Origin of the sequence: Lacinutrix sp. 5H-3-7-4 (assembly GCF_000211855.2) — a bacterium.
Classification (GTDB): domain Bacteria; phylum Bacteroidota; class Bacteroidia; order Flavobacteriales; family Flavobacteriaceae; genus Lacinutrix.
Genome location: NC_015638.1, coordinates 2,590,595 through 2,615,264, shown reverse-complemented (window position 1 = coordinate 2,615,264; position 24,670 = coordinate 2,590,595). Strand labels below are relative to the sequence as shown.

General features: G+C 30.0%; 29 protein-coding genes. 8 read left to right on the top strand and 21 right to left on the bottom strand.

Annotated features, from left to right (window positions below; all coding sequences use genetic code 11):
* Nucleotides 1–79: 79 nt before the first annotated feature.
* A complete protein-coding gene (locus LACAL_RS15320) occupies nt 80–286 on the bottom strand; it encodes a hypothetical protein (protein ID WP_013870972.1) in 207 nt (68 codons plus the stop codon).
* Between the two features lie 142 nt (nt 287–428).
* Between LACAL_RS15320 and LACAL_RS11790 the strand changes: the two genes are divergently transcribed.
* Nucleotides 429–1,391: a lipid A deacylase LpxR family protein gene (locus tag LACAL_RS11790; RefSeq protein ID WP_013870971.1), complete on the top strand. Its 963-nt coding sequence runs from the start codon at nt 429–431 to the stop codon at nt 1,389–1,391.
* Here LACAL_RS11790 and LACAL_RS11785 read toward each other — a convergent pair.
* Nucleotides 1,381–2,250 (bottom strand): hypothetical protein, encoded by an 870-nt coding sequence (locus LACAL_RS11785; protein WP_013870970.1) that lies wholly within the window; start codon nt 2,248–2,250, stop codon nt 1,381–1,383. The two genes, LACAL_RS11790 and LACAL_RS11785, sit on opposite strands and share 11 nt — an antisense overlap.
* A gap of 70 nt (nt 2,251–2,320) precedes the next feature.
* On the opposite strand from LACAL_RS11785, the gene fumC reads away from it, so the two are divergent.
* Nucleotides 2,321–3,718, top strand: coding sequence for a class II fumarate hydratase (fumC, locus tag LACAL_RS11780; RefSeq protein ID WP_013870969.1), 1,398 nt, complete (start codon nt 2,321–2,323; stop codon nt 3,716–3,718).
* A gap of 135 nt (nt 3,719–3,853) precedes the next feature.
* Here the strand turns inward: fumC and LACAL_RS11775 are convergent, their stop codons facing one another.
* Entirely contained in the window at nt 3,854–4,453 is a 600-nt protein-coding gene (locus LACAL_RS11775) for a Crp/Fnr family transcriptional regulator (protein ID WP_013870968.1), read from the bottom strand.
* A 175-nt stretch (nt 4,454–4,628) separates the two neighbouring features.
* On the opposite strand from LACAL_RS11775, the gene LACAL_RS11770 reads away from it, so the two are divergent.
* Nucleotides 4,629–4,913 (top strand): hypothetical protein, encoded by a 285-nt coding sequence (locus LACAL_RS11770; protein ID WP_013870967.1) that lies wholly within the window; start codon nt 4,629–4,631, stop codon nt 4,911–4,913.
* 3 nt (nt 4,914–4,916) lie between these two features.
* A complete protein-coding gene (hutI, locus tag LACAL_RS11765) occupies nt 4,917–6,152 on the top strand; it encodes an imidazolonepropionase (protein WP_013870966.1) in 1,236 nt (411 codons plus the stop codon).
* 90 nt (nt 6,153–6,242) lie between these two features.
* On the opposite strand, the gene LACAL_RS11760 is transcribed toward hutI, so the two are convergent.
* Nucleotides 6,243–7,127 carry a hypothetical protein gene (locus LACAL_RS11760; RefSeq protein WP_013870965.1) on the bottom strand — a complete coding sequence of 295 codons (885 nt, stop codon included), beginning with the start codon at nt 7,125–7,127 and terminating at the stop codon, nt 6,243–6,245.
* Between the two features lie 94 nt (nt 7,128–7,221).
* On the opposite strand from LACAL_RS11760, the gene LACAL_RS11755 reads away from it, so the two are divergent.
* Both LACAL_RS11755 and LACAL_RS11750 read left to right on the top strand, forming a co-directional pair.
* The gene (locus tag LACAL_RS11755; protein WP_041301996.1) at nt 7,222–8,244 is read left to right on the top strand and encodes a formimidoylglutamase; all 1,023 of its coding nucleotides are present in this window, start codon (nt 7,222–7,224) and stop codon (nt 8,242–8,244) included.
* Complete coding sequence (locus LACAL_RS11750; RefSeq protein WP_013870963.1) at nt 8,234–8,701, top strand: GNAT family N-acetyltransferase; 468 nt, start codon at nt 8,234–8,236, stop codon at nt 8,699–8,701. The genes LACAL_RS11755 and LACAL_RS11750 overlap by 11 nt, the downstream gene beginning before the upstream one ends.
* A gap of 1 nt (nt 8,702) precedes the next feature.
* Here LACAL_RS11750 and LACAL_RS15415 read toward each other — a convergent pair whose 3' ends face one another.
* The 12 genes from LACAL_RS15415 to LACAL_RS11695 all read right to left on the bottom strand — a co-directional run bounded on the left by LACAL_RS15415 (nt 8,703) and on the right by LACAL_RS11695 (nt 19,425).
* Nucleotides 8,703–8,876, bottom strand: coding sequence for a hypothetical protein (locus LACAL_RS15415; RefSeq protein WP_013870962.1), 174 nt, complete (start codon nt 8,874–8,876; stop codon nt 8,703–8,705).
* A 3-nt stretch (nt 8,877–8,879) separates the two neighbouring features.
* Nucleotides 8,880–10,625: a hypothetical protein gene (locus LACAL_RS11745; RefSeq protein WP_013870961.1), complete on the bottom strand. Its 1,746-nt coding sequence runs from the start codon at nt 10,623–10,625 to the stop codon at nt 8,880–8,882.
* Between the two features lie 73 nt (nt 10,626–10,698).
* On the bottom strand, nt 10,699–11,223 hold the full coding sequence (locus tag LACAL_RS11740) for a hypothetical protein (RefSeq protein WP_013870960.1): 525 nt from the start codon (nt 11,221–11,223) through the stop codon (nt 10,699–10,701).
* A gap of 59 nt (nt 11,224–11,282) precedes the next feature.
* A complete protein-coding gene (locus tag LACAL_RS11735; protein ID WP_013870959.1) occupies nt 11,283–11,585 on the bottom strand; it encodes a GIY-YIG nuclease family protein in 303 nt (100 codons plus the stop codon).
* 178 nt (nt 11,586–11,763) lie between these two features.
* Nucleotides 11,764–12,999, bottom strand: a complete 1,236-nt coding sequence (locus LACAL_RS11730; protein WP_013870958.1) for a DUF6638 family protein — start codon at nt 12,997–12,999, stop codon at nt 11,764–11,766.
* A gap of 91 nt (nt 13,000–13,090) precedes the next feature.
* Complete coding sequence (locus LACAL_RS11725) at nt 13,091–13,669, bottom strand: NUDIX domain-containing protein (protein WP_013870957.1); 579 nt, start codon at nt 13,667–13,669, stop codon at nt 13,091–13,093.
* Nucleotides 13,659–15,617 carry an AAA family ATPase gene (locus tag LACAL_RS11720; protein ID WP_013870956.1) on the bottom strand — a complete coding sequence of 653 codons (1,959 nt, stop codon included), beginning with the start codon at nt 15,615–15,617 and terminating at the stop codon, nt 13,659–13,661. Before LACAL_RS11720 ends, LACAL_RS11725 begins: the two co-directional genes overlap by 11 nt.
* A gap of 61 nt (nt 15,618–15,678) precedes the next feature.
* Nucleotides 15,679–16,119: a hypothetical protein gene (locus LACAL_RS11715; protein ID WP_013870955.1), complete on the bottom strand. Its 441-nt coding sequence runs from the start codon at nt 16,117–16,119 to the stop codon at nt 15,679–15,681.
* Between the two features lie 10 nt (nt 16,120–16,129).
* Nucleotides 16,130–17,185, bottom strand: coding sequence for a hypothetical protein (locus tag LACAL_RS11710; protein WP_013870954.1), 1,056 nt, complete (start codon nt 17,183–17,185; stop codon nt 16,130–16,132).
* 99 nt (nt 17,186–17,284) lie between these two features.
* A complete protein-coding gene (locus LACAL_RS11705) occupies nt 17,285–17,617 on the bottom strand; it encodes a type II toxin-antitoxin system PemK/MazF family toxin (protein ID WP_013870953.1) in 333 nt (110 codons plus the stop codon).
* A 3-nt stretch (nt 17,618–17,620) separates the two neighbouring features.
* A complete protein-coding gene (locus LACAL_RS11700; RefSeq protein ID WP_013870952.1) occupies nt 17,621–17,863 on the bottom strand; it encodes a ribbon-helix-helix domain-containing protein in 243 nt (80 codons plus the stop codon).
* Nucleotides 17,864–18,081: 218 nt separating this feature from the next.
* Entirely contained in the window at nt 18,082–19,425 is a 1,344-nt protein-coding gene (locus tag LACAL_RS11695) for a hypothetical protein (protein ID WP_013870951.1), read from the bottom strand.
* Nucleotides 19,426–19,597: 172 nt separating this feature from the next.
* Here LACAL_RS11695 and LACAL_RS11690 point away from each other — a divergent pair, with 172 nt between their 5' ends.
* Nucleotides 19,598–20,368: an MBL fold metallo-hydrolase gene (locus tag LACAL_RS11690; protein ID WP_013870950.1), complete on the top strand. Its 771-nt coding sequence runs from the start codon at nt 19,598–19,600 to the stop codon at nt 20,366–20,368.
* A 248-nt stretch (nt 20,369–20,616) separates the two neighbouring features.
* A complete protein-coding gene (locus tag LACAL_RS11685) occupies nt 20,617–20,823 on the top strand; it encodes a hypothetical protein (protein ID WP_148256140.1) in 207 nt (68 codons plus the stop codon).
* Between the two features lie 53 nt (nt 20,824–20,876).
* Here LACAL_RS11685 and ettA read toward each other — a convergent pair whose 3' ends face one another.
* The 5 genes from ettA to LACAL_RS11660 all read right to left on the bottom strand — a co-directional run bounded on the left by ettA (nt 20,877) and on the right by LACAL_RS11660 (nt 24,554).
* A complete protein-coding gene (gene ettA / locus LACAL_RS11680) occupies nt 20,877–22,568 on the bottom strand; it encodes an energy-dependent translational throttle protein EttA (protein WP_013870947.1) in 1,692 nt (563 codons plus the stop codon).
* A 3-nt stretch (nt 22,569–22,571) separates the two neighbouring features.
* Nucleotides 22,572–22,754 carry a CAL67264 family membrane protein gene (locus LACAL_RS11675; protein WP_013870946.1) on the bottom strand — a complete coding sequence of 61 codons (183 nt, stop codon included), beginning with the start codon at nt 22,752–22,754 and terminating at the stop codon, nt 22,572–22,574.
* An 88-nt stretch (nt 22,755–22,842) separates the two neighbouring features.
* Nucleotides 22,843–23,559, bottom strand: coding sequence for a pirin family protein (locus tag LACAL_RS11670; RefSeq protein ID WP_013870945.1), 717 nt, complete (start codon nt 23,557–23,559; stop codon nt 22,843–22,845).
* A 27-nt stretch (nt 23,560–23,586) separates the two neighbouring features.
* Nucleotides 23,587–24,024, bottom strand: coding sequence for a MarR family winged helix-turn-helix transcriptional regulator (locus tag LACAL_RS11665; protein ID WP_013870944.1), 438 nt, complete (start codon nt 24,022–24,024; stop codon nt 23,587–23,589).
* Nucleotides 24,024–24,554, bottom strand: coding sequence for an NADPH-dependent FMN reductase (locus LACAL_RS11660; RefSeq protein WP_013870943.1), 531 nt, complete (start codon nt 24,552–24,554; stop codon nt 24,024–24,026). Before LACAL_RS11660 ends, LACAL_RS11665 begins: the two co-directional genes overlap by 1 nt.
* Nucleotides 24,555–24,670 lie beyond the last annotated feature (116 nt).

The following is a 24,670-nucleotide window of genomic DNA, read 5'->3' as shown; positions in this document are numbered from 1 at the left end:
CAAACTTAAGTCCCAACAATGGGAAACAAAAAAAGGGAAACTTATTAAGTTTCCCTTTTTTTTATGTTTTAAAAGCTAATTAAGCTTTTTTCTTAGCGTCTCTTTCTTCTTTAATTTCTTTAAGACGCTCAATTAAACTTCCACCAATCCAATAAGGAATTACAAAAGTTAATAAAAAAATCATTAACCAAAATCCTATGGTTAAGATAGTTAAAAATGCTAAAAAGCCTAAATATTGGTCAAATTCGAACATAATTGATGTGTCTTGTTTTAAATCTTGCAGCAAAGATAAGTTAAACTGTTTTTTTATACAATATAAACTTTGTAATTATTAACATAGTTGTTAACTATATTAAATTTTAAAATAAATAATACTCTTTTTAATAATTAAAACAAAACCACAGTTGTAATAAAACCGTAAATAGATTATGAAAAAACTATTTACCTTTTTTATAATTTCTTGCACATGCTTTACATTTAGTAATGCTCAAAAAATAGATAATTTAGTTTCTTTTAGAGATATAGACAATACCTCTTATTTCCGCTTTAACTATGAAAACGACTATTTTGCAAATGGAGACGAGAACTATACACAAGGTTATAATTTTGAACTCTTTTTAAAAAGCTTAAAAAAAAATCCTATTAACTTTCTTTTCTTCAAACCAAATAATTCAACCAAAAAATACGGTTTATCATTAGAGCATATAGGTTTTACTCCAGATGATTATGTAAGTGAAAACATTCAGTTTGGAGATCGACCGTTTGCATCTGCAATCATGCTTAAGAGTATGATTATTACTATTAATACAACTAAAAAAATAAGACTTATCTCTTCATTTAACTTAGGTATTATTGGTCCTGCTGCTTTTGGTGAAGATATGCAAGTAGGAATACATAAATGGACGGGCAATAAAATTCCTAAAGGATGGAAAAATCAAATTAAAAACGATATTGTAGTGAATTATGAAATTGGTTTAGAAAAACAAATCGTTACAGTAGCTCCTGTTTTTTCTTTACAAGCTCAATCTAAAATTAAGGCTGGTACATTATTTACTAATGCATCTTTTGGTTTAAGTGCTACTTTTGGTATTATAGACAAACCGTTTTCTATAAAAAATAGCGCTAAAAAATTTAATTTTTATGGTTTTTTGCAATCTATTGGTACTGCAGTTGTTTACGATGCTACACTACAAAGCGGTATGTTCAATAATTCTAGTACATATACAATTTCATCTGGCGAAGTTAAACGTCTAACTGGTCAATATGCCTATGGCTTTATCTTAAAAACAAGGACTTTGTTTTTTGAGTATTCTCGTTATTTTATAACGAAGGAATTTAATTCTGGTTCATCTGCAAAATGGGGAGGCATTAAAATTGGTTTTACCTTTTAATATAAATTTCATATTTATTAGGAAACCAATGTTCAATTTTTGTGTTTAATCGCTTTCTAGTATTTGGTACTTTAATATTAACAGGAAGTGCATCAAATTTAAAATCATCAAGTAATTTAATTTGAGATTTTAAAGAGATATTTTTCAATAAATTTTCATTAAAAAAAGCAGATATTTTCTCATTCCATTGTATTTTATTACCCCAATAATGACCAATAGTATCATCTGCTTCAATAAGCTTGTTTTCTTTATTTAAAGCTAGTGAAAATGCGAATTGTTCTATTAGTCGTGGTGTTACATTTTGTGCACACATACTATCACAAATATCTAAACTTAATTGTAGTGTTTCTTTAATTTTTGTACCAATAGCAATAACACCGGCATTCCACATACATGAGCTTTCATCTACCAAAACATTTGCGTGCACAGTGTTTTTTAGTTGTTTCCACATGCGCTTTTCGGTTTTAGAACCTAGTTCACTAAGTTTTCCTTCATTTAAATGCATAAAGTTATAACCTTGAGTTAAACCTTTTTTTATTTTATTTAAATCATTAAATAAAAAAGTATCTGCATCTAAATAAATAAAAGGTTTACCACCAAACTCTTTTTCAACTAACTGAAGTGCTTTAATTTTAATACGCCAAAAAAAGTTGTAATTTCCTTTCCAAGAGTTAAGAAGTTCTTCATTTAATAATGAAATAGTTATTTGCTCTTCAATTACCTTAAAATATTCTGGAGTATCTGTTAAAACAATAATATGGTCTTCTTCTTTCATTTTAGAAAGAAAAGTTAACATAGAAAATAAGGCTTGTTGATAATTTTTATAGTCATTACCAAAAACTAAAAAAACGATATTCATTGATATAATTTATTAAGCGAAAATACACTTTAATTTTGTAAATTTGTATACCTAAAACAAACCAAAAAACATGGAATTTAGAATAGAGAAAGATACAATGGGCGATGTTAAAGTGCCTGCAAATAAACTTTGGGGAGCACAAACTGAACGCTCTCGAAATAATTTTAAAATAGGCACTGCTGCTTCTATGCCATTAGAAGTAGTTTATGGTTTTGCTTATTTAAAAAAAGCTGCAGCTTATACTAATGCAGAGTTAGGCGTTTTAGATAATAGTAAGCGTGATTTAATTGCACAAGTTTGTGATGAAATTTTAGAAGGAAAACATGATAAAGAGTTTCCGTTAGTAATTTGGCAAACAGGTTCTGGTACACAATCTAACATGAACGTGAATGAAGTTATTGCAAATAGAGCACACCAAATAGCAGGAAAAACTATTGGCGAAGGTGAAAAAACTATACAACCAAATGATGATGTAAACAAATCGCAATCTTCTAACGATACATTTCCAACAGGAATGCATATTGCAGCTTATAAAAAAGTAGTAGAAAATACTATTCCTGGTGTTATAAAATTACGCAACGCATTAAACGATAAAGCTCAAGCTTTTAAAGATGTTGTAAAAATTGGCCGAACGCACTTAATGGATGCAACACCATTAACATTAGGTCAAGAGTTTTCTGGTTATGTATCACAATTAGATCATGGTTTAAAAGCTTTAGAAAATACATTACCGCATTTAGCAGAATTAGCACTTGGAGGAACTGCTGTAGGTACAGGATTAAATACACCTAAAGGTTACGATATTCTTGTAGCAAAATATATTGCTAAATTTACAAACTTGCCTTTTATTACGGCCGAAAATAAATTTGAAGCATTAGCTGCTCATGATGCTATTGTAGAAACACATGGTGCATTAAAACAAATAGCTGTATCTCTAAATAAAATTGCAAACGATATTAGGATGATGGCTTCTGGACCAAGATCTGGAATTGGTGAAATAATTATACCAGCAAACGAACCTGGAAGTTCTATTATGCCAGGAAAAGTAAACCCTACACAATGTGAAGCCTTAACTATGGTTTGTGCACAAGTAATGGGTAACGATGTTGCTGTTACAATTGGAGGTACTCAAGGTCATTACGAGTTAAATGTATTTAAACCAATGATGGCTGCTAATATTTTACAAAGTGCACAACTTATTGGTGATGCTTGTGTGAGTTTTACAGAGCATTGTGCTAGTGGTATTGAGCCAAACCACGAAGTAATTACACAGTTATTAAATAACTCATTAATGTTAGTAACCGCTTTAAATACTAAAATTGGTTATTACAAAGCTGCCGAAATTGCAAATACAGCTCATAAAAACGGAACAACATTAAAAACAGAAGCTATAAACTTAGGTTATGTAACTGCCGAAGAATATGATGAATGGGTAAGACCAGAAAATATGGTTAGTGGCTTAAAATAAAATATTCCTAAAATTCAAAAAACCAATTGAAAATTCAATTGGTTTTTTTGGTTTTTATTAGTTAGTTATTATAAGGGATAATAATTTTCACTACACAAGTTTAAAACTTTTAATTGTAATTTACATTAACATAGGTTAAAGCTCATTATTTGCAGCATTTAATTTAGACCTAATTCTACTTAATTGCACAGGAGTTATACCAAGACAAGAAGCAATTTCATATTGTGGCATAATTTTATCTATGTTAGGAATACGATCTCTTAATTTTAAGTAACGCTCTTTAGCATTTTTAGTAGTTATATCAAGAAAAGTTTTCTCTTTTTCTAAAATTAAATATTCTAAAAATTTACTGTAGAATTGTAAAACCGAAACATTTTCTAAACATAATCTTTTAAAGAAACCAAAATCAATTTCAAAAATATGACAATCTGTTATTGTCTCATAAATTGTATCTGAAGGTTTTTTATTTAGCAAAGAATTGAAAGATGCAAAAAACATTATCGAATCAAATAAAGATTTTGTTACCTCTTTACCATCATCAAACACAACGTAAGATCTAACAACACCATTAGTTATAAGGTATATTTTTTGAGAAATATTACCTAAATTTAATAATTTGGTACCTTTTGTTACTACTTTATATGTAGTCGCATCATACATTTTTTCAAATACAGATTCCGAAATTGGGGAGAAAGAGTTTATATAATCAAAACTCTCTTTATAGTATGGTTTCATACTTTATTTTTATGAAAAATATTAAATTAATATAATTCTATTACACATTTACTTTTTGAAAGTAATTATATTATATATACAAAACTTTATTTTTCGTTGTAAGCATAACATTAAACGATACAAAACATACGCTGTACAGTCATTCAACTTTATGCATTTTGTCTATATTTGACCCATGAATAGAATATTAAACAACCCAAAAAACAATATTATAGCAGTAATAATTACTGAAATAATTACCTTAACAATTACATTTACAGTCAATTATAATCTAACTGGAATTGAAGCTGTTTTAACAAAATGGATACCTGCTTTTATCGGTTTATTTACCTTATTCATCTATTTTGCATCTCGTTTACTTTTTAAAAAATATAATTGGTTAATTAGTATGGCAGGAATACTTTTAATGTTTTATGCTGCAATAAAAATTTACAACACAAATTTTACACAAACGCTATAATTTATGTCTACATTAATAATAAATATTAAAGAACTTTTACAAGTAAGAGAAACCAATATAGAAAAAGTATCTGGAGAAGAAATGAAAACGCTTCCTAGTATAAAAAATGCATTTGTTTTTATTATTGACGATACAATTGTAGATTTTGGACCAATGGAAAACTGTAAGGGTATTAATGCAGATAAAACTATTAACGCCCAAAATAAAATGGTATTACCAACTTGGTGCGACTCTCATTCACATATTGTTTATGCTGGGAATCGTGAACAAGAATTTGTAGATAGAATTAATGGATTAAGTTACGAAGACATTGCAAAACGTGGTGGCGGTATTTTAAATAGTGCTGAAACACTTAAAAACACCTCAGAAGATGCACTATATAAACAATCCATAGATAGAGTAAATAAAATAATAAAATTAGGTACTGGTGCTTTAGAAATAAAATCTGGTTACGGCCTATCCACAGAGGCCGAAATTAAAATGCTACGTGTTATTAAAAGAATAAAGCAAGACACTCCTATTAAAATAAAAGCTACATTTTTAGGCGCACATGCTGTACCTAAAATTTATAAAGAAAATAAACAAGATTATTTAAATTTAATAATTAATGATATGCTACCTAAAGTAGCTAAAGAAAATCTTGCAGATTATGTTGATGTGTTTTGTGAAAAAGGCTATTTCTCTTTAGATGACACCGCACAAATTCTTAATGCTGCTAAGCAGTATCATCTACGTTCTAAAATTCATGTTAACCAATTTAATGCTTTTGGCGGTGTTGCTTTAGCTGTAAAACATAATGCTTTAAGTGTAGACCATTTAGAAGAGCTAAATAACGAAGATATCGATGCTTTAAGAAACAGTAATACAATGCCTGTAGCTTTACCTTCTTGTTCTTATTTTTTAAGTATACCGTATACTCCTGGACGAAAAATAATTGATGCAGGCTTACCATTAGCACTAGCTACAGATTATAATCCTGGTTCTACTCCATCTGGAAACATGAATTTTGTGGTTAGTACGGCATGTATAAAAATGAAGCTTACTCCAGAAGAAGCTATTAATGCTGCAACAATAAATGGAGCTTACGCTATGGGAATTGCCAACAATTATGGAAGCATTACAAAAGGGAAAAAAGCTAACTTAATTATTACTAAACCAGTACCTAGTTATAATTATTTACCGTACTCTTTTGGTGAAAATAATATAGATCAAGTATTAATAAATGGAGAGTTAATTTAATAAATTTTAAAACCATTTAATTTTAAAACTAAAAAACCTGAAACGCTTAAGTTTCAGGTTTTTTATTAAGTAAATATATGCGACTATAATTTACTTTAAAGCGAATTTAGAATTGGCTACTAATTCGTTTCCATTAAATACATTTACTTTATAAACACCTGCTTCAAAATCTGTATCTTCGTCAGCTTTTGCAATATATTCGCAAATATCAATACTATTATTTTCGTAATTAAATTTACTAATTAAACTATAGTTTAAAGATTCTTCTCCAAAAGCTACTTGATTATTTAAACCTAAAATATTGTTTTTAGGGTCTATAACCTGTACAAATAATTCTTTATCACCAGCTTCTACTAATCTGTTTTTAGCTACAGTAAAACAAACTCTAATTTTATCACTTCTTCTTGCTCTTTCAGTAGGAATTTGTTTCCCAGAAGAACGCTCTATTACACCATAAACCTCCATACTATTTGCTGTTAAAACAGCGGCACTTTCAACCACATCTGCTAATGCTGTATTCTGTACCAATAAAGAGTCTGTAAATGTTGTACGCTCTTCTAATTGTATTTTTAAACTATCAGACGCTGTTGCTAATAATTGGTTTTCAACTTTTAATTTATCATTTTCAGATAAAATTGCTGTCATCTCATCTTGTAAGGCAAGGTATTTATTTTTATACTTCCAAAGACTTTTTAAATTAGTTTCAGATACTTTTAAAGAGTCAATTAAACCTTCAATACGCTCTTTAGCCTCAATTAAATTTTGGTTTGCAACCGTATTTTCACTCATAGCAACATCGTAACGATTTGCCATTTGGTTTAGCTCATCTAAAACTTTGTTTTTTTCTTGAACTAATACTTTTTCGTTTTCTTGCTTCTCTTTATAAAGTGAAGAAGAAAATACTCCAACGCCAATAAATAATGCTATTGCAATACCTAAAGCAACTTTTAATCCTGTGTTTCCTGAATTTGCCATAATTTAAATGTTTAAAGGATTTACCTTTTTTCTTTTAATTATTAAATATATTTCTTTTTTAAACGTAATTTTAATTTCTCTAAACATTTATTATATGAGTAAACTTGTTTTATTTAATTCAAACCAATTAAACAACATAATAAAAAAACGCGAAGGCGAAATTAAATTTGGTGAACGCATCAAATTGTTAACTGCATTCGATGATATATACGGCAAGTTAAAAAATTTAGACGTTAAATATGTACTTATTGGTTTACCAGAAGATGTTGGTGTGTTTGCAAACCTAGGAAACACAGGCACTAACAAAGCATGGGAGTCCACAATTAAAATTTTGTTAAATACGCAACATAACCAAGAAAACAACGGCAACAATGTATTAATACTGGGTTATTTAGATTTTAGTGAAGAGCTAAAAACATGCTCTAAATTAAGTCAAGACTCAAATAAAGACTTAAAAAAATCAAGGCAAATAGTAGAAAATATAGACAAAGAAGTAACCAATATTATATTTAATATTGTAAAAGCAGGAAAAACACCTATAATAATTGGTGGCGGTCATAATAACGCATATGGAAATATTAAAGGCACATCATTAGCATTAAATAAAAAAATAAATGTTGTTAATTTTGATGCGCATACAGATTTTAGAGCATTAGAAGGCAGACATAGCGGAAATGGTTTTAGTTACGCTTTCGCGGAAGGCTTTTTAAATAGATATTTTATTTTTGGCTTACATAAAAACTATACTTCTCAAGCTATTTTTGATACAGCGTTAAATGCTAAAAAAAGAATTAGATACAATACCTTTGAAGAATTAGAAGTTGAAAAAATACTAAAATACAAACCGCAAATGAAAAAAGCTTTGAAGTTTATTTCAAAAACCAACTTTGGAATTGAAATAGATTGCGATGCTATAATTAATATACCTAGTAGCGCAAAAACACCTTCCGGTTTCTCTGTTAGTAAAACAAGACAGTTTGTTAGCTATTTTGCTTCAAATAAAAATGCTAAATACTTACACGTTTGTGAAGCTGCACCAACACCCAAAACTGCAACACAAGTTGGTAAATTAATTACTTATTTAATAACCGATTTTATTAGAGCTAATGAAAGTTAATATTATTCCTTTTAACAAAAAATACTCAAAAGACTTCTACAACTTAAATATAGAATGGTTAGAAACTTATTTTTACGTAGAACCTTTTGATAGAGAGGTACTCACAAATCCAGACCTGTATATAATTAACAAAGGTGGTTTTATTTTTTTTGCCAAAATAGAAGAAACAATTGTGGGTACATTTGCATTAATGCCTTTAAAAGAAGATAATGCATATGAGCTAACAAAAATGGCTGTTTCTCCTAAACATAGAGGTTTTAAAATTGGACAAAAATTATTACAATATGGTATTGGTTTTGCTAAAAAAAATAATTTTAATAGACTACTTCTCTATTCTAATACAAAGCTTGAAAATGCCATCTATTTATATAGAAAATTTGGATTTAAAGACATTGATGTAGAAAAAGATTGCCCGTACGAACGTTGTAATATAAAGATGGAATTTTTTGATTTATAAATTAATCCTCTGATGCATTTTGAGAACGTATTGTAAATATCATAGCTACAATTAGTAAAATACTAGAACCGGTGCGAAGCCAGAATTGTTTATCGAAGGCTTCAGAGTCTAAAATATTTACAAATATCAATCCTATGCTTGCTAAAATTACTATAAATGGTAAAGCTTTTTTCATAATTTAAATACCTTTTAAAGAGTCTAATTCTTTTTTTAAACGCTTTATTTCTTCCTCTTTTTTAAGTTTTTTAATAGAATCTACTTTATGTTGTAAGGACTCAACAGTTTCTTCTGTATTGTTTTCATTTACATTTTCTATAGTAATTGATTCTAATTCATCTCCAACCACATCAATAATTTTGGTGTCTTCAATAAAATACTCTTCAATACCTTCGCTTGATCGCCAAGCTTCGTTTAATTGATTATAGACTTCTTTTTCCCAACCGCTTGGGTGTTTAACATCTATCCAAACAACATCACGATATTCGCTATCTATTAAAGCCAAATCTGGTGTGGCAGAACCATCAAAATTATCTGATCCTTCACGAATTGCTGCTATTGTTCCTAAAAAAAACAATCGTTTTCTTCCTGCAATATTCTTAATATATGGTCTAAATTCTACTGGTTTATTTACAGACCAATCAAACTCTTTACGAGATTCAATTACTTTTAAAGGCATTGCAGACACTCCTGCATAACCTTGTTTTTTTGCTGCGTGATCATAATAAAACAGTTTATCTGTACCATCGGCAGGAATAAAAACACTGTATGTTAAACTAGTACGCTCATCGCCTACTGGCTCTAATCCAAACCAATGGTATAAACCGCTGTAAGCCTCTATTTTGGTATCTTCAAAATTAAAATCGGTTACAAATGGTTGTTGGTTTTGGTCGTCTGCTAAATCTGGAATTTTTACTGCTGTTTCCATATTCCACGGTAATGGATCGCTAAAACCACCTAAAAATTTAAGCGATTCTGCTTGAAGTCTTGATACTTTTTCTGCTAAAGTATTTTGTTTTGTTAGGTATGGATAGTTTTTCATTTCCTCTGGAGCAATATATTCTCCTTTACCAATTGTTATACGCTCTAAATAATCGCTTGCATCATGCTCACCATTTTCTATAACCATAACACCACCAAAACTTGGATACGGAAAAAAGAAGCCTTTCCATTTTATTAAACTTACAACTTCAACCCATTGACCGGTATCGTTTTTCATGTAATACGTATCGCTTGGCTCATAATTTACAAGCATCCAAGGATTAAAACGCTGTACAACTGCATTGTAAGTGTTTCTACTAAATTTTAACGATTCACCAATAGAAAATGTTACAGGTATTCTGTTCTCGTTAGAAAAACGAGGAAAAGGTGTTGTACTTGAAACAGCAAAAACCTCTTCGGTATTATCACGCATACCTTGCCAGTAATACTTCTCGGTTGGCTGTATGGCCATGGTCCATTTATTTTGTCCATCTACTCTAACTAAATGTGGCAACGAAACATCTTTAGTTTCACCAACACTTTCGTTACCCATAGAATGGATGTTTTTTAATGGTTGTATGCGTTCGTTTTGTGTTAATGGTAAATCATGTATTTCAACTTTATTTAAATCGTTAAACACGTTATAGGTTTTCATATAATCGTATAACTGCATACTCCAACCAACAAAATATAATGCTCCAAAAAACACGGCTAAAATTGCAAGTATTAAAATACGTTTTCCTGTTTCGGCTTGTTTTCTAAAGAGACGTAATCCAAAAAATAATACAATTGCACAAAGTATTATTATGAAAATAAATTTTCTAATAAACAGTAATGCTGGTTGATAATCGTCACGCATAAAAAATAATAATGCGATAATTATTATACTTAGTATTACAACAATGCGTTTTTGTTTTCCGCCTTTATTCCAGTAATTTTTTATCATAATATTTTCCTGCGTAAGCAGGAATCTGTTTAATTGTTATTTAATTTCTATAGGTTAAGAATCAAGTACAGAATTACAAATGTCCTTTATCTTTTAATCGTTGTCTTGCACTTTTTTTAGGTGGTTCTGGCTCTTCTTTAATTTCTTTTTTTGCTTCTTGCACTGCTTTTGTGTCTTTAGTTTCTAGATCTTTTATAAAGTCTTTACCTTTATCTACAGTGTCTTTTACTGCATCGAAAAGTGAATCTCCTTGTTCATCCATAACTTCTGAAGATTTGAAGACAAAATTAGCTAAATACGTACCTATTAATGTTCCAGAAATACTGGCAATAAATAGTTGGATGGTGTACATATCTATTGGAATTATTAATCTTAAAACTAATACACCAATTAAAAACAAAACACCAATATAAACCAATCGCATTAAAAAGGACTGCTGATATAAAAAGCCTTTTTTACTATCATCCTTCATTTGTAGGTCTTTAGAATAAAAGAGTTTATTGAAAAATTTATAAATTTTATTGCTTTTAGATTCTCTCCAATACAGCAGTATTCCAAAAAGGATTGATGCGATGAATACTATTATTTCTATTGTCATTTGAGTAGTTTTTTATGATTTTAAGGTTTGTCATTCTACGCTACGACGCAGCGTCTATTTTAAAAATTCCAATTAGACGATAAATCAGTCCAATCTTTATTTTCTTTTTCTATTAATTTAATTTTCCAACTTCTATTCCAATTCTTCAATTGTTTTTCTCTTTTTATTGCATCATTAACATATTGAAATTGTTCAAAATAGATTAATTTATTTAATCCATACTTTTTAGTGAATCCTTCTACTAATTTCTTTTTATGTTCAAAAATTCTTCTTTCTAAATCGTTTGTAACACCTATATATAATGTTCCATTTTTCTTGTTTGAAAGAATATACATGTAATATTGATGATAATTTCCTTTCATTTTATTATAGATTCTGCGTCGTAACGCAGAATGACAAACATTCGTGTTTCAATTAATAATTTTATTATTGCATTTAAACTTCAAATAAAAATCGACATTCTTACAATTAAAAAATTAATATACTCTCTGTCATTCTGCGCTACGACGCAGAATCCATTTTACTATTAGTAACCATTTTTTAAATATTGTTACTAATTTCCTCTATTACCCAATCTTTTAAAGAGTCGTTCCAAGTCTCGTATGTTTTATAAAATTGTTCCTTATCATACCAATATAAAAATAATACATCTTTAGCAGAAACATTTATTAATAGCTTCCATATTAAATCTTGATGCTTTGCGTGTAAAGATGAGTGTGGTTTATGTAAAGCCTCAAAAAACTTAACATCTACAATATCTGCAATTTTAAATTCGTTACTTACTTCTAATTTTTCGAGATAACGTTCTACGCTCATTACACGTTTTCTACTTTCTATATCAAGCTTATTCAAATAGCTTTTATATAACACTTTATCGTTTAAAATATTAGTAAATGGATGTTGTGCTTCTTTTATAGCTTCGGCAAAAACAAACTTTTTTATACGCTCGTATCTTGGTGTTTTAACTTCATCTTCTAAATCACATTCAATTATAATATGATCTCTCAATTTATCCATTAATTCTGGCTGAGAAATATGATAAATTAATACATCGTGCGCTGTATCTTTAATGGCTTCTTTATGCCATTTTTCATCTTCAAAAACTACAATTTCCTTAATAAAATCTCGTAGCACGTAAACGCCTCCAAATGCCTTTGTATAAAATGAATTTGTTGTATACTGGAGTTCGTGCAACTTTAAATCTCGCGTTCTTAAATCGCCATATGTTTTAGCAGAATTTAATAATTGCGCATGAATGTCTTCATCTATAAAATTATTACCGTGCTTAAATTTTGCTACAAGTTCTAATTGGTCTTTTTGAATTTGATCTAAGTTATCTATTAAATGAAAATTTATAGTAACAACACTGTATTTTAAAACATCTAAAGGTTCGTAAAATGCATCTATATTTTGATCGAAATCTAAACAAATTGCACTGTCTCGAGTTATATTATTAATTTTAGCTTCGTGTGTTCTAAATACATGTTGCATCATTTCACGGTCGAACGTGTGAAATGGTACGTAAACCGGTTTGCCTTTTTGTAATGGTGAAATTATAATAGCATGCATATTTGCCTCACCATTATTAAGATAATGCAAATTTTGTTTTTCTTCTGCTATTTCTGGACTCCAACCTTTTCCATCTATAGAAAATGTAGTGAGTTTTGTTGGTAAAAAACCAAGTTTTACTAAGCACTTATTATAACGTTCTACTAGTTTCCCGCTAATAGGAATTAGTTCGCTTCTATAAAGGTTTGCTTGTTTTAATTTATCCATTTTATTTCCGCGAAAGCGGTAATATTAATTTAATTACTCTTAGTTTAATTTTTACAAAGGATTTATTGATTGATTTTATATTAAATAAAAACTATAACAGCTTATTAATTTTTGCGTGTTGTAGTAAAACTATTGTTTTTATATCTACAATTTCTCCTGTTTCAATGCCTTTTAAGGCTGTTTTAAAAGGCATCTCTATAATTTCGATATCTTCTTGTTCACTTTCAACGCCACCACCAGAGCTCACTTTCATATCACTGGTATATTCTCCAACAAAATAGTGAAGTTTCTCGGTTAATGCGCCTGGCGATGAATAGGCATCAAAAATCTTGGTGACTTTAGGTAATCTATAACCTGTTTCTTCTTCTACTTCTCTAATTATGCAGGTTTCTGGCGTATCGTCATCTAACATTCCTGCACAAGTTTCTAGTATAAAACCAGTTTTATGTTGGTTTAAATATGCCGAAACTCTAAACTGTTTTACCAAAATTACAGTTTGCTTTTCTTTATTGTATAATAAAATTGTTGCGCCATCACCACGATTGTACGATTCTCTCCGTTTATGCGTCCATTCGCCAGAACTCATTTTATAATCGAAAAAAATCTCGCTTAATGTTGCCCAACCTTTATGTAAAGTTCTTTCGGTTATATTTTTTATTCTATTTCCCAAACTGTTCTCTTGCTTTGGTTTCAATATTTAATTGATTTACGCGTGCATCAACTTTTCGTTTAAAATCGGTATCTGCAATGGTTGCCACATTATCTAAATAACGTACAACTTCTTGTCTTCTAATTTCTGAAAAATCTAAACCTTTCATGTTTTGCTTCATCAATTCCTGAAGCATATTTAACTTGGTATTGTAATCTTTTTTGAAATAAATTTCAGGATTATCAAACCAATCTTGTTCTAAATCAAAATCGGTTAAACGTAATGATATTGCCGATTGAATATTTCTAACATCTCTTGAAGAAAAGAATGGAAATATTTTTTGAATCTCTAAATATAAATTAGCAAAAAACTCATGCTCGTTAACCTTATTTTGCTTTTCGGCTTTATGGTAAGCTTCTAAAACTCTAGCTTCGGTTGGTTTTTCGATAGTATTTAAAATATCTCCCATGTTTTTTGCTAAACCTTGGGCTTTTAAATATTCGTAATCGCCTGGGCTTTTCATGTTTATAAATTCTGGCATGGTTTGCTCAAGTTTTCGCCACCATAAATGATCTTGGTCTAAGAAATCGTGCTCTGTTCTTGCACCATCAATTTTAAATCGACCTTGTACACGAGAAATTACCGCTTTATCTAACATTTCTGGTAAATTGGTAAATAACCCAATTGAACTATTACCATAATTTACAGCGTAAGCGCCTTCGGTATAACGCAGAAAAACACCAATAACTTCTTTTACACCTGCCGAAACACCTTGTGCTGTTCGTTCTTGTAAATTGTTTTCGGCATCATCAATTGGTGCAAAAATTAATTTTGAAGGATCTTGCATTGGTTTCATCCATTCTACCATTTTCTCGGCACTTCCACCTTGAAATGTACTTATTAAAGTATCTGGCATTGGATGAAATAAAAACGGAATATCTAAATTATCGCAATGTTCTTTTAAACGTGTTGCAATGGCTGCAATAAGCATACTTTTTCCTGTTCCTGGAATACCGTAACCCATAAAAACTGGCATAAAACCACCAAGCTCTTGAAATGGATTCTTTTTAGCCTCGAAATCGTAGCTTAGCATACGTTCTGTTAAACGTCTTGCAAAGTGCTTTGCATCTCTGTTTCCTACTATTTGTTCGAATTGTATTTTATTAAATTCAACGCTTTTTGCTGTTCCTGCAAATACGTTGTCCCAACCTGAAATGGCAAAATCGCTATTTTCTAATTTATAGGTTCTATCGACAATGGTTTCGGTGTACTCTAAGCTGCTTTTACGTAGTTGAATTTCATCTATTAATGCCTCGAAATAAACCACTGTAAAATCTACTACATCTTTATCGGTTTTTATAATATCTGGATGCCCTAAATATTTATCGTAGTAAAATAAACTACACGCAATACCTTTTAATGGTGACATAAACGAAACTTCTGGAAGTCCAGCAAATTTTTGTTTCATTACAGATAAATCATCTGATGCATGTGGTTTTAAATTATGAAGCACATTGTAAGCCATAGAAAAGAGCATAAATGCTGTTGCTGTATGCATTTTACTTTCGTATTCTCGTTTTCCGTTACTATCTAAACCACTTCTACGCTCGTGCAAACCAGATAATCCTGAAGCATCATAATAACTATCTTTAACCCAAATACCTAATGCTATACCTTCTTGTACGGCATAAAGTGTTTGATTTAAATGTACAGGAATGGCAATAGAATCTGGTAATAATCGCTTTTTTAAAGCTAATATGGTTTTTGACACCGAAGTTACCTGAGTAGCTCCACTTCCATTATTTGCACGAGATAAATACAATAATATAGATTCATCTTTTGCGTCTTTATCTTTATTTTTAGCTCTTGCGCCTTGCTCCCACTGTATACTTTTAAGGTAACCGCTTGCTTCGTCGCGAAGCATGTTTAATTCGTTTTGTTTTATAGGGAATGTTGAGTTATGCTCCATTTTTTTTAGTCTTCAGTTTTCAGCAAATATTTTTGATTATTGGTTTTTGAAAGTAATATTTTTAAAGTCTGAAGTTGTAAAGTTTTGCAGACTCTTCTACTTCTTCGTCAATATTACCATCGTATTTAAAGCTGTAAATAACCCACTCATCATTAGGTTTATAAAATTGAAATGTAAAACGAATTGGTTGTCTATCGTATTTAACCATGTAACTCAATAATATATAGCTATCTGCTAGTTTTTTTTCAAACATTAATTCATGGCCATATAGCTTGCCAACAAAATCTTCATTTAATCCTGCTATTTGACTTTTTAATTGAATTATAGCATCTGAATTCTTACTAATCCATTTATTAGGTTTGTATAAATTATCGATAGCTGTTGATGAACCTTTCTCTTTAAATTCTTTAAAGAAAAGTTCTGCACTCTCTTTAGGTGCTGATTGTGAAAAACTAAAAAATGTAATAAATAATAAGGTTGTAAATAGTAATTGTTTTTTCATAATTAAATTTTTACTTCATTTTTAAATCTGCTACTTGAAAAGGTGGTTTTGCCAACTTGTTCATAATTTCAGAATTTTTGTTGTATAATAATTGAATGATACGATGTGGTGCAAACACGTAGTTTTGCTTTATTACATCGCTCCATTTCTGTAAGGTTTGTTTACTAAAATAGCCACCTTCTTTAAATTCACTACCAGATAAAACCTCATCTATTTTTAGAGATAATGCGTAAGATTCTAATGGTATTTCTTTTTTAGCTATGCTTTCTAAAATACTGTGCGTTAAAATATTTTCGTCTTTTGCAAATATGTTATGGAATGGCCCTAAATCTATACGTTTTATGTGTTTAGGTTTTACGTCTTTTAATCGTCTGTCTATACCATAAGCCATAGTGTCTAACGGCATTTTTCTGTCTGCAACGTTTTTTAGTGTATCGTAAAGTTCTTCTTTTATACTTTCTGGACTTTTACCATCGTAATAGAAATACATAAAACAGATAAATGGTCTGTTTAATGCCACGTCGTAAAAACTCCAACTTACCATATATTCTGCTTGACTTCCTGCTTCTGCTTCTATTATTTTACCTTGTACAAAACGGTTGAATATATATTTTTGTTCTACGCTAGTGTAATAAACAATGGATGCTGCTTGAAAGAGTTTGTCGCGTCTTACAGGTTCCTTTTTATGCATTAATTGCGTTAAAAACTCTTCTTGTAATTCGCTTACGTCTTTTAATTTATTTAAGTAATTATCGCGTAGTGATAAATCGTTATACAGATAACGAAACTCTAAGTAGTTTGGGAAACCAGAATCGGTTAAATCTACCTTCATATTATCTTCATCGTCGTACATGTATTTTACACGCATGGCTTCGATAGAATATAATAGTAGGTCGCAGTATTGTTTAAAATACGTCATTTCTTGTCCTGTGCATAATGTGTTGAATTGCACACTTGTAATGAGTTCTTTTAATGCAAAATCTACTTTTTTATGATAGAACACGTATTGTTCTTTACTGTCTAAAACAGCTGAGTCTAATGGTGTTACTATGTGGTTTAATGACATGTTTTTAGTATTCAATTTTTAGTTGCAGTTTTCAATAACTACTTTTAGCCTGCTTACTCTTGTGTTATTTAAACACGATTACTACTGATTTCAATTTTGTTAAAATTTAAGAATATCGTTTAAGGTTTTTTTAATAACCTCCACATCCTTAATTGGTATTTTTCCAATTTTTTTATCTAATCTTGTTTTAGAAACAGAACGTACATGAAAGGTTAAGACTTCTGATGTTTTAGCTAAACCATTTATTGCGTTAGGCTCAAGTATTAAATTACCTTTATAATTTTTCACACTAGTTGTTAAAGGACAAACAATTACCACTTGCAAATAGGTGTTTAACATATTACCACTTATTATTACTGCTGGTCTTCTACCACTTTGCTCACTACCTTTTGTTGGGTTTAAATACAACTCCCAAATTTCGCCTTGTTTCATGTATTAAGATTCTATTTCGTTTATTGTATTGAAATAGTCTTGCATACCTTCTTCGGCAACCATTAAAACGTCTTTATCTTCACCAGCTAATTTGTAAGATTTAATGTAACTCGCTTTTTCTATTTGTTCTAAATAAAGCTCTAAAGCTTTTTCTAAAAGTTTGTTTTTAGGAAGCTTTAACTCTTTAGCTGCATTTGATAACTTATCTAAAAGCTCGTTTGGTAAAGAAGATGTAAATGTTGCCATGAATTTGTTTTTATTTATTTACTTAATACAAATGTAATAAATATTTACAAAATGTAAATATAAATTATAAATAGCACCAATTTTTAGGCTTAAACAGAACTTAATAGTGTATGCGTTAAGGATTGAACGGCTTGTTTGAGCTCCTCGCAGAGAGCGAGTAGTGAAAGCCTGACCTACTTTTGCCATTAAAAGCAAAAGTAGGTAACGCCATCATTATTTTAGCCTAGTAAATCTTCGTTGCTTGTGTCTTCCTTTTTTGGTGCTGGAGCATTATCTCCATCGCCTGAAGGTGCGTTTGCATCTGCTGCGTAATAGTCTTCAAAAATTTCTTTCATGTCTATACCGTAACGTTCTGCAAAGTTTTTTTGGATGTCTACATCTTTTGCACGAATCTCGCTTAAAGCTTCAGCATAACTACCGTAAACACCTTGCATTACTTTTTCGTGAACTGGAATATTGTCCATCATTTCTTGTCTTGCTTTTGCACTTGCGGTATGCATAGATGCTAGTGTTTCTCCAATATGTTCATCGGTTTTAACTCCTAAATGTTCTAAAATTGCTGCGAATTCTTGGTCTGTTCTTGCTTTTAAAGCCACAACGTAACCATCGTAATATTTTAAACGCTCGTCTGTATCACTTTTTAATTTTGCACGATGCGTTTGTAAGTTACTACGTAAAGATGTTAGTACTTTAATGGTTAAATTATGTTTATGCACGAAACTGTCTTTTGAAGCGGCTAGTGTTGTGTAAGCGTTTTTAAGTCCTTCTAACTCTTCTACTTTTTGCTCTAAAGTGGTTACTTTTGATAAGGCTTCTGAGTATTCGGCAGATTGTTTATCTACTATTTCTTCTAGTGCTTGACGTGCTTGTTTAAGTAAAGCGTATTGCTCTTCTAGCTTCGCTTCGGTTTCTTTCTTTTTCTCTAAGGCTTTTGTATGGTTTTTTGATGCTTCTACAATAGCGTCTTTAAGTTTTTCTTCTACTTCTTTAATCTCTACTTCACGGTTTTTTAAACGCGTTACTGCTGCTTGAGATTTGTAAGATAACTCGCTTAATAATGTTTGTACATCTGCGCTTTCTATACGCTCTTGAAACATTGCTTTTGCCTTATTGTCTGCTCCTGCTCTAACTTTCTCTGCATCTTTTAATGCTTGTTCTGCTTTTGCGATTTTGCTTTTACGTCCCCAAAGGTTATTCCACCACGTGTCTGGTTTGTTTTTTGCATCTTCAAGTTCAACCTTTGCACGTTCTAATGCTTTTTGTGCATCGTCTATTACTTTTTGTTCGGTTTCGTTTAAAGATGAAAAACGCTCGAACAATATACCAACCTCATCTTGATAATCTGTTAAATCTTTAATAGCATCTAAAAGCGTTGTTCTGTCTTTTTCTGCCATGTTTACAACATCGTCTAATGTTGCGTTAAGAATTTTTTGACGGCTTTCTGGATCGTCTTCTTGAGCAAGCTTAGACTTCATGGTATCTATAGCTTTTCCCCAATTAACATCTACTTTTTCGGTTTTTTCGTTTGAATTTGTTTCTAGTAAGTCAAAATCGTCAGACATAAGGTATTTTTAGTTTTAAGGTTGTACATTTTATGCTAAGCAATTTCGTTAAAAAAATCTACTTTCAAAATAAAATTGCATACTTATATGTATTAACTTTAATTTAAATGTTACAATTATATTATTTTAAATAAAGAAATTATCTTTAACCAAAATTATAATACTATAAAATATGAAAATAAAATACTATCTAATTCTTGCTCTAGCTATTAGTTTAACTGCGTGTAAAAATGATAAAAAAGAAACTATAGAAATTGAAGCTCCTGAAAAAGAAATTGCTGAATTAAAAATAACACCTATTGAGCATGCCACAATGGTTTTAAATTATGGTGAAAAAACAATATATGTTGATCCAACTGGTGGTAAAGATGCTTTTGAAACATTTTCGAAACCTGACTATATTTTAATTACAGATATACATAGCGATCATTTACATTTAAATACTATTGAAGCTTTAGATTTATCTAACGCTAAAATTATTGCTCCAGAAGCTGTTTATGAACAGCTACCTAAAAATATAAGAAGTATAACTACAACAATGATTAATGGCGCTAAAGAAGAATTTGAAACGTTTAATATAGAAGCCATACCTATGTATAATTTAAGAGAAGAAGCACTACACTTCCATCCTAAAGGTAGAGGAAATGGATATGTTTTAACTTTTGGAAAACAACGTGTTTATATTTCTGGAGATACAGAAGATATTCCTGAAATGAGAGCATTAAAAAATATTGATAAAGCATTTATTTGTATGAATTTACCTTATACAATGACTGTAGAAAGTGCTGCCGATGCTGTTTTAAGTTTTAAACCAAAACAAGTTTACCCATATCATTATAGAGGAACTGAAGGTTTAAGTGATGTAGGTGCATTTAAAGATATTGTTAACAAAAAAAATAATAAAATTGAAGTTGTACAATTAGATTGGTACTCTAATAATTAATTATTTAAAATTTTATTGTTTAACATTTTTTATAGGTTTTAGTTAATATTATTATATATTTGATGAACCAATTTGCTAATAATCAATGTTATCCATAATAATTAATCAAAAACTATTCTCTTCTTTGCTAGAAGAAATACTGTCTAATAAAGTATGTATTATTCTTGTAATAGCGTTAGTAGCTGTATTATTACTATTAATAAATAGTTTAAGATCTAGTATTAAACTTAAGCAGCATAAAAATAAATATGATGATTAGTTTAGTATCTAATATTTTTATTTTAACTGGAATTCTCGCTGTACTTGTATTTTTAATATTGATTATTTCTTTTCAGCAAATTAAAATAAAGAAACAGCAAAAAAAACTTAAAAAAGAAAGCGAGCAATTAGACTCACTACAAAATAAGGTCTCTAAAAAATATGAGGATTTTACAGATGGCCATTTATACCAATAAAAAAAAGCAGACTTAAATTAAGTCTGCTTTTTTTTATTGTTTTATTAAAATAATTATCTAATTAACTTTTTATATTTAATACGTTTTGGCATTAAATCTCCACCAAGACGTTTCTTTTTGTTTTCTTCATATTCACTAAATCCACCTTCAAAGAAATAAACTTGACTATCACCTTCGAAAGCTAAAATATGTGTACAAATTCTATCTAAGAACCATCTATCGTGACTAATTACAACTGCACAACCTGCAAAATTTTCTAAGCCTTCTTCAAGCGCTCTTAGTGTATTTACATCTAAATCGTTTGTTGGCTCATCTAACAGTAATACGTTTCCTTCTTCTTTAAGCGTCATTGCTAAATGTAAACGGTTACGCTCACCACCAGATAATAACTTTACTTTTTTGTTTTGTTCACTTCCGCTGAAATTAAAACGACTTAAATAGGCACGAGAATTTACTTGCTTTCCTCCCATCATTACTAACTCTTGCTCGTCACTAAAGTTTTGCCAAATTGTTTTTTCTGAATCTATATTAGAATGTTTTTGGTCAACGTAAGCTATTTTAGCTGTTTCACCAACAATAAACTCTCCTTTATCTGGAGTTTCTTCACCCATTATCATTTTAAAAATAGTGGTTTTACCAGCACCATTTGGACCAATAACACCAACTATTCCTGCTTGTGGTAAATTAAAGTTTAAATCGTCATATAATAACTTATCGTCATACGCTTTGGCAACATTTTTGGCTTCTATAACATTTGTTCCTAAACGTGGTCCATTAGGAATATATATTTCAAGTTTTTCGTCAAGCTGTTTTTGATCTTGACTCATTAACTTGTCGTAATTTTTTAAACGTGCCTTTTGTTTTGTTTGTCTACCTTTTGCGCCTTGTTTAACCCATTCCAGCTCGCGCTCTAATGTTTTTTGTCTTTTAGATGCTGTTTTACTTTCTTGAGCCATACGTTTAGACTTTTGGTCTAACCAAGATGAGTAGTTTCCTTTCCAAGGGATTCCTTCACCTCTATCTAATTCTAAAATCCATCCTGCAACATTATCCAAAAAGTATCTATCGTGCGTTACTGCAATTACAGTTCCTTTATATTGCGCTAAGTGGTGCTCTAACCAATGTACAGATTCTGCATCTAAGTGGTTTGTTGGCTCATCTAACAATAATACATCTGGTTCTTTTAATAATAAACGACATAAAGCTACACGTCTTCTTTCTCCTCCAGATAGAACTGCTATTTTTTTATCACCATCTGGAGTACGTAAAGCATCCATTGCAATTTCTAACTTTGTATCTAACTCCCAAGCATTAGCGGCATCAATTTCATCCTGAAGCACTGCTTGCCTAGCCATAAGCTTTTCCATTTTATCTGCATCGCTATAAACTTCTTCTAAAGCAAATTGATCGTTAATAGAATTATACTCATCTAAAATAGCTACAGTTTCTGCTGCACCTTCACGAACAACTTCCATTACCGTTTTATTTTCATCAAGCTGTGGTTCTTGTTCTAAATAACCTACAGAGTAATCCTGAGAAAAAACAACGTCTCCTTGATAGTTTTTATCTACTCCTGCTATAATTTTTAATAAGGTAGATTTACCTGAACCGTTAAGACCTAGAATACCAATTTTAGCACCGTAGAAAAAACTTAAATAAATGTTTTTAAGAACTGGTGTGTTTGCACTTGGAAATGTCTTGGTTACACCAGACATTGAAAATATTATTTTTTTATCGTCACTCATAATCTATACTCTTCCTTTTAAAGCGTTAAAAACCCAGGCTATTGCAAAAAAACCAACACCAACTGCTGCGAATCCCCAACCAGCTACTTCTTGATATTTAAAAGCTCCCATTGCTATTAAACCTAATCCTACTATTATCATTATTGTGGTAGCCCATGCCAACACTGTATTTTTATTCATTGCCATATTTTATATTTTAAAGGGATTACAAATATCGTTTTTTTTATAAAAAAAGCATCGTAATTACTGTGTTTTTAATAGTTAATTACCTTGTTTAAAGCATTGGTACTTCAATTAAAAGTATTTCTGAATTAGTTTCTGCTGTTATTAAAAAATTATTTGTATTTGAAATCGCTATTGCATCTCTTGAATTTAAGTTTGTATTATTTATAGATATGCTTCCGTTTACATTCATTATATATACACCGTGATTTTTTGAAATGGTTTTATACTCTAATGTTTTTTCTTTTGAAATATCTACTCTAGAAATTTTGGCATCTTGATGAATTTTTAATCCATCGTCATCATTATCTATTGAGGACACAATGGTTTGAAACTTATCCTTTCGACCTTCTAAACTAAAATGTTTTTGGTCATATCTTGGTGTAACATTTTTTTTATTTGGAATTATCCATATTTGAAATAAATTTAAATGACTTGTAAGACTTCCGTTAATTTCTGAATGCTGTAAACCTGATCCTGCAGACATTACTTGTACTTCTCCTGGTGTAACAGATAACCACTCATTAGCCATAGAGTCTTTATGTTTTAATTCACCACTTATAGGAATGGTAATTATCTCCATATTATCATGAGGATGTGAACCAAACCCCATTTTGGGAGCAATTATATCATCATTTAAAACTCTTAGAGTTCCAAATTGTAATTTATCAGGATTATAATAATTTGCAAAACTAAACGAGTAATTAGCTTGTAACCATCCATGGTTTGCATGACCTCGACTATTTGCTTTATGTAGTATTGTTTTCATAATAGTCTTCATTATTATTTATAGTTTTCACCTTATTTTATCGAGCAAATCACTTAATTGGCCTGCTTCCTCTTCATTTAAATTTTCAAGGAATTTTGGATTCCATTTTTTGTCTATTTCTGCTAATAAATTTAACCCTAAAGTTGTTATACTTATATTAACAACTCTTCTATCTGTTGTAGAAGATACTCTATCTATTAAATCTTTGGCAAATAACTTATCCATTAACCTCGTAACATTTGGCGAACGTTGAACCATTCTACTTTTTACTGTTTGCACTTTTAAAGGTTTCTTTGCTCCTCTTAAAATTCTTAAAATATTGTATTGTTGTGCAGAAATATTATAAGGTTTTAATAACTCTTGTTGTGCACTATTTATCCAACTTGCTGTATATAATATATTTATATAAGCTTTTAAATCGTTACTAGGAAATGAAGATTGTATTTCTTTTGAAATATCTCCCATTACATATTATTTTTAAAATTAGTTAATGCATTTTCTAATTCTGTATTTAAGTTGTGATCTTTTATACCTTCACTTGAAAAGTTCTCGTAAAAAGAAGGCAAAGAAAATGTTTCTATAATATTTGCACTATGTCTTGGAAATCTATCACTGGCTATAGTTAACACAGATTGTCCACCACGTTTTCCTGGTGATGTTGCCATTAGTAACATTGGTTTATTATCCCAAAAATTATTTTCAATTCTAGATAACCAATCCATAGTATTTTTAAATGCTGTTGTATAAGCACCGTTGTGTTCTGCTAAAGAGATAATTACTCCATCAGACGATTTTATTTCTTTTAAAAACGAATGTGCATCTTTTGGAATACCTTGATCATTTTCTAAATCTATACCATATAATGGTAAATTATAATCGTTTAAATCTAAAATTTTTACTGTTACATCTTCTAATTTATTAGCTGTATAAGTTGCTAACTGTTTGTTTATAGATGCTTTACTATTACTTCCTGCAAATGCAATTACTTTTTTCATATATACTTTTGTTTATCTCAAATATAATTAATTTAGTTTCCATAGAATATAATGTCGCGGTGTTTAATACTTTATTAACTATTTTTATTGTGATTAAACTTTGTATTTTAGCTTAA